This is a genomic window from uncultured Methylobacterium sp., from assembly GCF_964242245.1.
Taxonomy (GTDB): Bacteria; Pseudomonadota; Alphaproteobacteria; order Rhizobiales; family Beijerinckiaceae; genus Methylobacterium.
In genome coordinates, this window is sequence record NZ_CAXTBY010000118.1 from 1 (window position 1) to 11672 (window position 11672).

General features: G+C 68.8%; 9 protein-coding genes. 3 read left to right on the forward strand and 6 right to left on the reverse strand.

The features are described 5' to 3' along the window. The 5 genes from ACFE8Y_RS18235 to gltB all read right to left on the reverse strand — a co-directional run. Positions 1–1412, reverse strand: a 1412-nt coding sequence (locus ACFE8Y_RS18235) for a glutamate synthase subunit beta (protein ID WP_375465800.1), incomplete at its 3' end; no start/stop codon positions are given. Positions 1413–1505: 93 nt separating this feature from the next. Further along, positions 1506–1670, reverse strand: a complete 165-nt coding sequence (locus ACFE8Y_RS18240) for a BrnA antitoxin family protein (RefSeq protein WP_375465807.1) — start codon at positions 1668–1670, stop codon at positions 1506–1508. Next, a complete protein-coding gene (locus ACFE8Y_RS18245; RefSeq protein ID WP_375465808.1) occupies positions 1655–1795 on the reverse strand; it encodes a hypothetical protein in 141 nt (46 codons plus the stop codon). The genes ACFE8Y_RS18240 and ACFE8Y_RS18245 overlap by 16 nt, the downstream gene beginning before the upstream one ends. Then, entirely contained in the window at positions 1758–2027 is a 270-nt protein-coding gene (locus tag ACFE8Y_RS18250; RefSeq protein WP_375465801.1) for a BrnT family toxin, read from the reverse strand. Before ACFE8Y_RS18250 ends, ACFE8Y_RS18245 begins: the two co-directional genes overlap by 38 nt. A 28-nt stretch (positions 2028–2055) precedes the next feature. Next, positions 2056–6750: a glutamate synthase large subunit gene (gene gltB / locus ACFE8Y_RS18255; RefSeq protein WP_375465802.1), complete on the reverse strand. Its 4695-nt coding sequence runs from the start codon at positions 6748–6750 to the stop codon at positions 2056–2058. 692 nt (positions 6751–7442) lie between these two features. Here gltB and ACFE8Y_RS18260 point away from each other — a divergent pair. After that, positions 7443–8357, forward strand: a complete 915-nt coding sequence (locus ACFE8Y_RS18260; RefSeq protein ID WP_375465803.1) for a hypothetical protein — start codon at positions 7443–7445, stop codon at positions 8355–8357. 7 nt (positions 8358–8364) lie between these two features. On the opposite strand, the gene fdhD is transcribed toward ACFE8Y_RS18260, so the two are convergent. Then, positions 8365–9216, reverse strand: coding sequence for a formate dehydrogenase accessory sulfurtransferase FdhD (fdhD, locus tag ACFE8Y_RS18265; protein ID WP_375465804.1), 852 nt, complete (start codon positions 9214–9216; stop codon positions 8365–8367). A gap of 403 nt (positions 9217–9619) precedes the next feature. Here fdhD and coxB point away from each other — a divergent pair, with 403 nt between their 5' ends. Together coxB and ACFE8Y_RS18275 are read left to right on the forward strand one after the other, a co-directional pair. Then, positions 9620–10456, forward strand: a complete 837-nt coding sequence (gene coxB / locus ACFE8Y_RS18270; protein ID WP_375465805.1) for a cytochrome c oxidase subunit II — start codon at positions 9620–9622, stop codon at positions 10454–10456. 87 nt (positions 10457–10543) lie between these two features. Continuing rightward, the coding region (locus ACFE8Y_RS18275) for a cbb3-type cytochrome c oxidase subunit I (protein ID WP_375465806.1) at positions 10544–11672 on the forward strand (1129 nt) is incomplete at its 3' end.

Below are 11672 nucleotides of genomic sequence, written 5' to 3' on the forward strand. Positions count from 1 at the left end.
GCGCCCATCAGCGTCTCGTCGATCGAGCGCGCCGCCTGACGGCCCTCGCGGATCGCCCACACCACCAGGGACTGGCCGCGACGCATGTCGCCGGCGGCCCAGATCTTCGGATCGGAGGTGCGATAATCCTCCTCGTTGGCCTCGACGTTGCCGCGCTTGCTCACCGTGATGCCGGACTGCTCCAGCAGGCCCTTCTGCACCGAGCCGGCGAAACCGATCGCCATGAAGACGAGATCGGCCGGCAGCACGAACTCGCTGCCCGCGACCGGCTGGCGCCGGCCGTCGACGCGGGCACAGACAACGCCGGTCAGGCGCCCCTTCTTGCCCTCCAACCGCAGGGTCGCCGCCTGGAACTCGCGCTCGGCGCCCTCGGCCTGACTCGACGAGGTCCGCATCTTGGTCGGCCAGTACGGCCACACCGAGAGCTTGTCCTCACGCTCGGGGGGGCGGGGGCGGATGTCGAGCTGCGTCACCGAGAGCGCGCCCTGGCGGAAGGCGGTGCCGACGCAGTCCGAGGCCGTGTCGCCGCCGCCGATCACCACGACGTTCCTGGCCGTGGCCAGGATCGGCGCTTCGCCGTTGCCACGCATCGGTTCGGCGCCGACCCGGCGGTTCGACTGGATCAGGTAGGGCATCGCGTAGTGCACGCCCTCCATCTCCTGTCCCGGCAGGTCCGGGTTGCGCGGGTCCTCCGCCCCGCCCGAGAACAGCACCGCGTCGTACTCGGCGGTCAGATCCTCTACCGGCTTCGTCACGCCGACGTTCTGGCCGTAGTGGAAGACGACGCCTTCCGCCTCCATCTGCTTCACGCGCCGGTCGATGTGGCGCTTCTCCATCTTGAAGTCGGGGATGCCGTAGCGCAGCAGGCCGCCGGCCTTCGGCTCGCGCTCGAACACGTGCACGTCGTGGCCGACGCGGGCGAGCTGCTGCGCGGCCGCGAGCCCGGCCGGACCGGAGCCGATCACCGCGACCTTCTTGCCGGTGCGGATCGACGATGGTTCGGGCTTCACCCAGCCCATGTTCCAGGCGCGGTCGGCGATCGCCTGCTCGATCGTCTTGATCGCGACCGGCTGGTTCTCGAGGTTCAGCGTGCAGGCTTCCTCACAGGGCGCGGGGCAGATGCGGCCGGTGAATTCCGGAAAGTTGTTGGTCGAGTGCAGGTTGCGCGCGGCCTCCTCCCAATCGGATTGGTAGACCAGCTCGTTCCAGTCGGGGATCTGGTTGTGGACCGGGCAACCGGTCGGACCGTGGCAGAACGGGATGCCGCAATCCATGCAGCGCGCCGCCTGCTTCTTCAGGTCGTGCTCGTCCAGCGGCAGGGTGAACTCGCGGAAGTGCCGCACGCGGTCGGCCGCGAGCTGGTACTTCTGGTCCTGCCGGTCGAATTCGAGGAAGCCTGTGATCTTGCCCATCGTGCCCGTCTCTCGCGACTGCGTCCGACCCGTTGCGCGGGTGCCAACGGATCGGCTCGCGCCGCTTGCCCGTCATTTCTTCGTCCGCCCGGCTCAGAGCCGATCCGGGTGTTCGCTCAGCCAATCCCGCACCGCCGCCTCGATCCGGATCTGCCAGTCCGGTCCACTGGCCCTGAACCGATCTACGAGGTCCGTCGGAAGAACCAGTCGTTCCGTCTCGCCCGGCCTACGTTCCCGCTCGATCAGCCGATCGCCGATGAAGCGGTCGGCCTTTTCGAACCACGCATCTCCAGTTCGGGTGCGTCGTCGGGGTCCCAGCCGATATCGTCTGGATGCAGCGGTCGATCAGCGTCGTCCGCGATAGCGCGCTTGCTCTCGGTCATTGGCCTTCCTCATGCTGATGGTCCGGCGGCAATCACCACGTTGCGTCCAAACGACGACGATCATCCTGTCGTCAAGATACCCGATCCTGATCCGTCTGAGTTCTCCGTAATTCGCTCGCTCGTCCTTGAAGGTCGTCAGCGGAGCGGCAAAGACCCCAACGCTCCTTGCGAAACCGGGCCCTCTCTGCAGCAGCGTCGCGTCCCGTTTTACGGGATCGAAGTCGATGTCCATGACGGGAACGCGACCTCGGAACGCATCGCTACTCCGCCGCCACCGGCATCCGCGCCATCTCCATCTCGCGCAGCGCCCTGCGGTACTCCACCGGCATCACCTTGACGAACTTGGTGCGGTAGGACGCCCAGTCGTCGAGGATCGCCTTGGCGCGTGGGCTGCCCGTGTACTTGAGGTGGTTGGTGACGAGCTGGCTCAAGCGCTCCTCGTCGTGGCCCGACATGTCGGCCAGGATATCGACGCGGCCCTTGGTCTCCAGGTCGCCGTCCTGGTGGAAGCGGCGCATCAGGTCGTCCTCCTCCTCCACCGGTTCGAGATCGACCATCGAGAGGTTGCAGCGGGCCGAGAACGAGCCGTCCTCGTCGAGCACGTAGGCGATGCCGCCGGACATGCCGGCCGCGAAGTTGCGCCCCGTCTCGCCGATCGAGACCACGACGCCGCCGGTCATGTACTCGCAGCCGTGGTCGCCCATGCCCTCGACGACCGCGATCGCGCCGGAGTTGCGCACGGCGAAGCGCTCGCCGGCCGCCCCCCGGATGTAGCACTCGCCTGCGATTGCCCCGTAGAGCACGGTGTTGCCGACCATGATCGTGCGCGCGGGCGGCGCCCTCAAGGCGTCGCTCGGGCGGATGATCAGCTTGCCGCCCGACAGCCCCTTGCCGACGTAGTCGTTGCCGTGGCCGGTGAGTTCGATGGTGACGCCGGCCGCGAGCCACGCGCCGAAGCTCTGGCCGGCGGTGCCGGTGAGCTTCACCACGATGGTGTCGTCGGGCAGGCCCTCGTGGCCGTGCGCCTTGGCCACCGCGCCGGACAGCATCGCGCCCGTGGTCCGATCCGCGTTCCGGACGGTCCCGTGCAGCACCACCGGCTCTCCGGTGTCGATGGCGTTCCGCGCATCCGCGATCAGGCGCCGGTCGAGCACGGCATCGATCGGATGATGCTGCTTCTCGACGTGGCGGATCGCCACCTCCGGCCCGACATCGACGCGGTGGAACAGCTTCGAGAAATCGAGGCCGCGCGCCTTCCAGTGCTGAATCGCCTCGACCTTGTCGAGGAAGTCGGACCGACCGACGAGGTCTTCGAGCTTGGTGAAGCCCATCGCCGCGATCAGCTCGCGCAGCTCCTCGGCCACGTAGAAGAAGTAGTTCACCACGTGCTCGGGCGTGCCCTTGAAGCGCTTGCGCAGCACCGGGTCCTGCGTCGCGACGCCGACGGGGCAGGTGTTGAGGTGGCACTTGCGCATCATGATGCAGCCGGCCGCGATCAGGGGCGCTGTCGAGAAGCCGAACTGGTCAGCGCCGAGTAAGGCCGCGATCAGCACGTCGCGGCCGGTGCGGATGCCGCCGTCGGCCTGGAGTGCGACGCGCCCGCGCAGGTTGTTCAGCACCAGCGTCTGCTGCGTCTCGGCCAGCCCCGTCTCCCAAGGGCCGCCGGCGTGCTTGAGCGAGGTCAGCGGCGCGGCGCCCGTGCCGCCGTCGAAGCCTGAGATGGTGATGTGGTCGGCCCGCGCCTTGGCGACGCCGGTCGCCACCGTGCCGACGCCGACCTCGGACACGAGCTTCACCGACACGTCGGCCGCCGGGTTGACGTTCTTCAGGTCGAAGATGAGCTGGGCCAGATCCTCGATCGAGTAGATGTCGTGGTGGGGCGGCGGCGAGATCAGGCCGACGCCGGGCGTCGCGTAGCGGACCTTGGCGATCTTGGCGTCGACCTTGTGGCCGGGCAACTGCCCGCCCTCGCCGGGCTTGGCCCCTTGCGCCACCTTGATCTGCATCATGTCGGCGTTGACGAGGTACTCGGTCGTGACGCCGAAGCGGCCCGACGCCACCTGCTTGATCGCCGACCGGCGCGAGCGGCCGTCCGGCAGCGGCTTGAAGCGCTCGACCTCCTCGCCGCCCTCGCCGGAGTTCGAGCGGCCGCCGAAGGAGTTCAGCGCGATCGCCAGCGTCTCGTGCGCCTCCTTCGAGATCGAGCCGTAGGACATCGCGCCGGTGGCGAAGCGCTTGACGATCTCGGAGGCCGGCTCGACGGACTCGATCGGCACGGGCTCGCGCCCGATGTCGCCGGCCGTCTTGATCCGGAACAGGCCGCGCAGCGTCTTGAGCTGATCCTCCTGCACGTTCACCAGCCGGGCGAACTCGCGATAGCGCTCGGGCACGCCGAGGCGCACCGCATGCTGGAGCGTCGCCACGGTGTCGGGCGTCCAGGTGTGGGCCTCGCCGCGCAGGCGGTAGGCATACTCGCCGCCGACGTCGAGGGCGTGCCGGTAGACCGGCGCGTCGCCGAACGCGTCAGCGTGGCGGCGCACGGTCTCCTCGGCGATCTCGTCCATGCCGACGCCCTCGACCATCGTCGCGGTGCCGAAGAAGTCGCGCGCGACGAAGGCCGAGTTCAGGCCGACCGCGTCGAAGATCTGCGCGCCGCAATAGGACTGATAGGTCGAGATGCCCATCTTGGACATCACCTTGAGCAGGCCCTTGTCGATCGACTTGATGTAGCGGGTGACGATCTCGTCCTCGACGAGGTCCGGCGGGAACTCGTCCTTCATCGCGATTAGCGTTTCGAAGGCGAGGTAGGGGTTGATCGCCTCGGCGCCGTAGCCGGCCAAGCACGCGAAGTGATGGACCTCGCGGGGCTCGCCGGATTCGACCACGAGGCCGACCGAGGTGCGCAGGCCCTTGCGGATCAGGTAGTTGTGCACGGCCGCCGTCGCGAGCAGCGCCGGGATCGGGATGCGGTCGGGGCCGACCGCGCGGTCGGACAGCACGATGATGTTGTAGCCGCCGCGCACCGCCACCTCGGCGCGGTCGCAGAGGCGGTCGAGCGCGCCGTTCATCGCGGCAGCGCCCGTCGAGGCCGGGTAGGTGATGTCCAGGGTCTTGGTGTCGAAGCGATCCTCGAAGTGGCCGATCGAGCGGATCTTCTCGAGATCCCCATTGGTCAGGATCGGCTGGCGCACCTCCAGGCGCTTGCGGCGCGACGCGCCCTCCATGTCAAGGAGATTCGGCCGCGGGCCGATGAACGAGACGAGGCTCATCACGGCCTCCTCGCGGATCGGGTCGATCGGCGGGTTCGTCACCTGCGCGAAGTTCTGCTTGAAGTAGGTATAGAGCGACTTCGACTTGTCCGAGAGCGCCGAGAGCGGCGTGTCGGTGCCCATCGAGCCGACCGCCTCCTGGCCGGTCACCGCCATCGGCTGCATCAGCAGCTTGAGGTCCTCCTGGCTGTAGCCGAAGGCCTGCTGGCGATCGAGCAGCGACACGTCGGTGCGGCTCTCACGCGCCGTGACGGGCTTGAGGTCCTCCAGCACGATCTGGGTGTTCTTCACCCACTCGGCGTAGGGGTGGGCAGCGGCGAGCTCGCCCTTGATCTCCGCGTCGTCGACGATCCGGCCCTTCTGGAGGTCGATCAGCAGCATCCGGCCCGGCTGCAGGCGCCAGGACTGGACGATCTTCTCGTCCGGGATCGGCAGCACGCCCATCTCGGAGGCGAGCACGACGAGGCCGTCGTCGGTGACGATGTAGCGGGCCGGACGCAGGCCGTTGCGGTCGAGCGTCGCGCCGATCTGCCGGCCGTCGGTGAAGGCGACCGCCGCCGGGCCGTCCCACGGCTCCATCAGTGCGGCGTGATACTCATAGAACGAGCGCCGATCCTCGCCCATCAACGGGTTGCCGGCCCAGGCCTCGGGGATCAGCATCATCATCGCGTGAGCGAGCGGGTAGCCGCCCTGGACCAGGAATTCGAGGGCGTTGTCGAAGCAGGCGGTGTCGGACTGGCCCTCGTAGGAGATCGGCCACAGCTTCGAGATGTCGTTGCCGAACAGGTCGGAATCGACGCTGGCCTGGCGCGCCGCCATCCAGTTGACGTTGCCGCGCAGGGTGTTGATCTCGCCGTTGTGCGCGACCATCCGGTAGGGGTGGGACAGCCGCCACGTCGGGAAGGTGTTGGTGGCGAAGCGTTGGTGCACCAGCGCGATCGCCGAGACGAAGCGCGCGTCCTTCAGGTCGAGGAAGTAGTTCCCGAGCTGGTTGACCAGCACCATGCCCTTGTAGACGATGGTCCGGCTCGACACGGAGACGGGATAGAACTCCATCACCCGCGGGTCCTTGAGGCCGTAGACCTTGCCGGAGATCACCTTGCGGGCGACGTAGATCCGCCGCTCGAACGCGTCGTCGTCCGTGACCGAGGCCGGACGGCCGATGAAGAGCTGGCGGTGGTGCGGCTCGGTCTCCTTGACCGCCTTGCCGAGGTCTTCGGAATCGACCGGCACGTCGCGCCAGCCGAGCAGCGGCAGGCCCTCGTCGGCCAGCGCCTGGACGACGATGCCCTCGATGATCGCGCGCGGCTCCTCGGCCTTCGGCATGAAGAACTGGCCGATGGCGTAGTGCCCGGCTGCCGGCAGCGCGAAGCCGAGGCGCGCACACTCCTCGCTGAAGAACGCGTGCGGGATCTGCGTGAGGATGCCGCAGCCATCGCCCATCTTCGGGTCGGCGCCGACCGCGCCGCGATGGTCGAGGTTCTCGAGGATCTTCAGGCCCTGCGCGACGATCGCGTGGGTGCGCCGGTCGTGCATGTCGGCCACGAAGCCGACGCCGCAGCCGTCCCGCTCGTTGCCGGGATGGTAGGCGCCCTGCGCCGCGGGCAGCGCCGGATCGCGCACGATCAGCGGTGCGGCGCCGTCGCGCGCGGCCGGGACCATGTCCGCGTTGTCCGATGCACCCATGCCCGAATATCCCTGAAATTTCGACCCAACCCGACGACGAACGCCCATGCCCGCACGCGAGCATGTTTCGTGCCCGATCATCGACCGATGCCGGGGCCTTCTACTTCCCACGCATCGGGTTTCGGCCGGATCCGCCAGGGCGAGGAAGCGCCCGCGACCCGCGGGCTCGACACCGGCCCGAATTCAGCCGACGTGGGCCCGAAGCGCCACGGCGGCGAACGGTGTCAGATCTCGTTTCGACGTCACGACGACCACGTGCCGAAACCCTCTGCCCACGAGTCGGGCGCTACGGCGCGCCCCGGATGAATAAGACAGTCCTACTGTCCTAATAGGGAAAGCTGGCAGATTTTAAAAGCTCCAGCAAGGCCCGTTCACGGCCCGAGGCGGTGCCTTCATGACGCACCGGATCGGAGACTCGGCGGGCTCCACCGCGGTCGGATCCGATCGCGCAGCCCGGGCCAACCTCTTCCTGCCCGGATTACCCCGCATTTGTGCCCGAATCGTCACGTCAAACAGGTTTCGCCGAGCACAAGCGGCGTGCGGGGCAACGACCCTGACGGAACCGCCGAAGGTCCCGCGCGACGCGGGCCTTCGGCACGAACCGGGGCGATGTCCGTCGTGCCGGCATCGCCCCCGAACGAGCCGAGCGCCGAAGGCAATCGGGCGATCTTGATACGACGCGGAGGTCTGCCATGAAACACCCGACGCTCCGCTTCGGTCTCGCGGCCTGCGCCCTGTTGTTGATGCTCGGAGGCACGGCGCACGCCCAGTACGCGTTCGACGACGAGATCATGCCGCCGCGCGCGGTGGTGTGGCGTCTGGCCGATCGCGGCTTCACCGGGATCGCGCGGCCCCGCTTCGACGGGCGCGCCTACGTGGTCGAGGCCTTCGCTCCGAACGGCGCGCGGATGCGCCTGTTCGTCGATGCGGCCGACGGCGCGATCCTCGGCCGTCAGCGCCTCGACGCGCCGCCGACGGCCCTCGCGCGGCCGGTCCCGGGTTTCGGCTGGACGGAGGAGGACGAAGCGCCGCGCCGGGCGTTCCGCCAGGCCGAGCGCTTCGCTCCCCCCGCCGACATCCCGATGCCCGGGGAGCGAGGCGTGCCGCTGCGGCGCGATCGCGACCCGGAGGCTGGTCCGATCCGGCCCGACGATGCAATCGGTTCGCAGGGACGCGCGGCCTCCGAGCCGAACCCGCACGGGCTGAACCCCGATGCGCGCGGGCGCTCCGAGACCCCGCGGAAGATCGCGCGGATCGGCACCCCGGCCAAGGTGCCGGATGCGAAGGCGCCGCAGCGTGCAGGGCCGGACGCACCCAGGCTCCGACCTGCGGAGGCCGCGCAACCCGCGGTCAAGCCCGAGGCGCCGGTCGCGGCGGTGGAGACATCGAGACCCGCATCGCCTACCGCGACCCCGGCCGCCGTGCAGCCGCCCTCGGACGGGTCCGTGGCCTCGTCCGCGGAGACGCCTGCTGCGGCCACATCCGGCAAGTCCGCCGTGCAATCCTGGAAGGACCCGCAGCCGGAGGGCAAGCGCAACGTCCGCGTGATCGGTGGCGCGACGGTGGTGCCCGGCACCGCCGAGAAGGAGCCCGGCGCGGCACCGTAGCCGGTGGTCACGCGCCTGGGACGATCAGGCGCTCGTCCCCGCAGAACAGGGTCAGCGAGTCGGCCCGCGCGATGGCACAGAGGGTCATGTCGTGCAGCCGCGCCCGGTCGATGGCCAGCGAGGTCGGCGCCGAGATCGCCACCAGCACCGATGCGCCGAAATGGGCGGCCTTCTCCACCATCTCGAACGAACAGCGGCTGGTGATGACGAGGAAGCCTTCGGCCGGATCGGTGCTGCCGCGCATGAGGGCGCCGATCAGCTTATCGAGGGCGTTGTGCCGGCCGACATCCTCGCGCACCGCCACGAGGCTCCCGTCGAGCCGGGCCCAGGCGGCGGCGTGCGCGGCGCGCGTCTCGCGCCCGAGCGCCTGGGCGGTCCCAAGGTCCGACAGCGCCCGCTCAATCGCCGCGATGCCGACCCGGACCGGCTGCGCCGCGCCGCGCATCTCCGCCCTGGGCAGCGCGGCAAGGTCCTCGATGCCGCAGACGCCGCAGCCCGTCCGCCCGCTCATGGCGCGCTTGCGGGCCAAGTGCTCGCGCAGGCGCCCCGGCGCGAGGTCGATCACCAGCCGCAGGCCCCCCTCTCCCGGCTCGACCGCGGCCGACCGGATCTCGTCGGCGGCGGCGACGATGCCCTCGGTCAGGCTGAAGCCGTAGGCGAAATCCTCGAGATCGGCGGGGGTCGCCATCATCACGGCGTAGGGCACGCTGCCGTAGACGAGGTTGACCGGCATCTCCACGGCGAGCGCGCGCGTGTCCGCGCGCGGCCGAGGATCTCCGTAGGCAACGACCCGCGTGGGGACCCGCGTCGCGGTGACCGGCACTCCCTCGTCCCCCTGCCTGCGCCGTTCGTCGGTCATGCGCACCGTGCCTGCGGGTCCCGTTGCGTCGGGTCCCGTTGCGCAAGTCTATAACAGGTCTTCCGGCGGTGGGTGGCACCTGCTCGGCAGGATGCCTTGCCGGATGCCGCCTTGGGCGGTCCGTTGCGGGGTAAGCATCGGCCAAGGCTGGCCGAACAGGCCTGCGGCAATGACGGCTCTCCCACCGCCGGACGCCGGGAGAGCCCGTGATGCGACGCTTGTGCGGTTGCACGGTGAGCGCCCTTGTGGTCTGACACCGCCATCGGACGACCGGGTTCTGCGCGCTCATGGGGCGGGTCTCACGGGGCGGTCCGGGACGCTGACCGATCCCGCGGACGGACGACGCCGCCGAGACGGGGCAGTCGGCGGGATCAAGATGTTCCAAGGGAACCGCGAGAGAGCCATGCGGACGGCGCAGACGACAAACCGCTCACGTTGGGGGCTCGCCGCACTCGGCACGGCCCTCCTTTCGTCCTCGCAGGCGTTGGCTGCCGGCTTCGGCCAGCCCGAGCCGTGGCAGATGGATCGTCAGATCGCGGTCACGGAGAACGCGCGCGACATCCATTCCTTCGAGCACGGGATGCACTGGCTCTCGCTCGCCATCTCCGTGTTCGTGCTCGGCCTGATCCTATGGTGTATCTTCCGCTTCAACGAGAAGCGGAACCCGACGCCGTCGAAGACGACCCACAACACCCTGGTCGAGGTCGCCTGGACGATCGTCCCGGTGCTGATCCTCGTCGCCGTCGCGATCCCGTCGTTCCGCCTCTTGCGCGTCCAGCTCTCGGACCCGAAGTCCGACGTGATGATCAAGGTCACCGGCCACGCGTGGTACTGGTCCTACGAGTACCCGGCCGACCAGGGCGGGGGCTTCGCCTTCGACGCCAACCTCGACGAGGACAAGCAGCCCCGGCTGCTCCAGGCCGACAACGAGATGGTCGTGCCGATCAACAAGATCGTGAAGATCCAGGTCACCGCCGCCGACGTGCTGCACTCCTGGGCGATGCCGTCCTTCGGCTTCAAGATTGACGCCGTGCCAGGCCGCCTGAACCAGTTCTGGTTCAAGGCCGACCGCGAGGGCACCTATCACGGCCAGTGCTCGGAGCTCTGCGGTCAGCGCCACGCCTTCATGCCGATCGTCGTCCGCGTGGTGAACGATCAGGCCTACGCGCAGTGGCTCTCCGAAGCGAAGACCAAGTACGCCCGCGTCGACGACGGGGCCAAGTTCGCTGACGCCCACTAGCGGCGCCTCCCGGACCGGCGCCGTCCGCGGCCCCGGTCCGGTCCTCACCCGGACGATTTCGAGAGAACCCGACAAGGCTCTGATCAGATGGCAACCGCCGCAGCGCATGCAGGGGCCCACGAGGCCCACGACCACAAGCCCACCTTCTTCGCCCGCTGGTTCCTCTCGACGAACCACAAGGACATCGGCACGCTCTACCTGCTGTTCGCGTTCTGCGCGGGCATGATCGGCGCGTTCCTCTCCTTCGGCATTCGGATGGAGATGGAGGAGCCAGGCCTCCAGTACTTCTCCAACCCGCAGACCTACAACGTCTTCGTCACCGGCCACGGCCTCATCATGGTGTTCTTCATGGTGATGCCCGCGCTCATCGGCGGGTTCGGCAACTGGTTCGTGCCCCTGATGATCGGCGCGCCGGACATGGCGTTCCCGCGCATGAACAACGTCTCGTTCTGGCTCACGGTGGCGGGCTTCTGCAGCTTGGTCTGCTCGCTGTTCGTCGAGGGCGCACCGGGCGCTTCCGGTGCCGGCACCGGCTGGACCGTGTACCCGCCGCTCTCCACCGCCGGACATCCGGGGCCGGCCGTCGACTTCGCGATCTTCGCGCTCCACCTCTCGGGGGCCGGCTCGATCCTCGGGGCGATCAACTTCATCACCACGATCCTGAACATGCGCGCGCCGGGCATGACGCTGCACAAGATGCCGCTGTTCGCCTGGGCCGAGCTCGTCACCGCGTTCCTGCTGCTGCTCTCGTTGCCGGTGCTCGCCGGCGCGATCACCATGCTGCTCACCGACCGCAACTTCGGCACGACCTTCTTCGACCCGGCCGGCGGCGGCGACCCGATCCTCTACCAGCACCTGTTCTGGTTCTTCGGCCACCCCGAAGTCTACATCATGATCCTGCCGGCCTTCGGCATCGTCAGCCACATCATCTCGACGTTCTCGAGGAAGCCCGTGTTCGGCTACCTCGCGATGGCCTACGCGATGGTGGCGATCGGCGTCGTCGGCTTCGTGGTGTGGGCGCACCACATGTACACGGTCGGCCTGTCGCTCCAGACGCAGTCGTACTTCGTCTTCGCCACGATGGTGATCGCGGTGCCGACGGGGGTGAAGATCTTCTCCTGGATCGCGACGATGTGGGGCGGCTCGATCCGCTTCACCGCGGCGATGCACTGGGCGGTGGGCTTCATCTTCCTGTTCACGGTCGGCGGCGTCACCG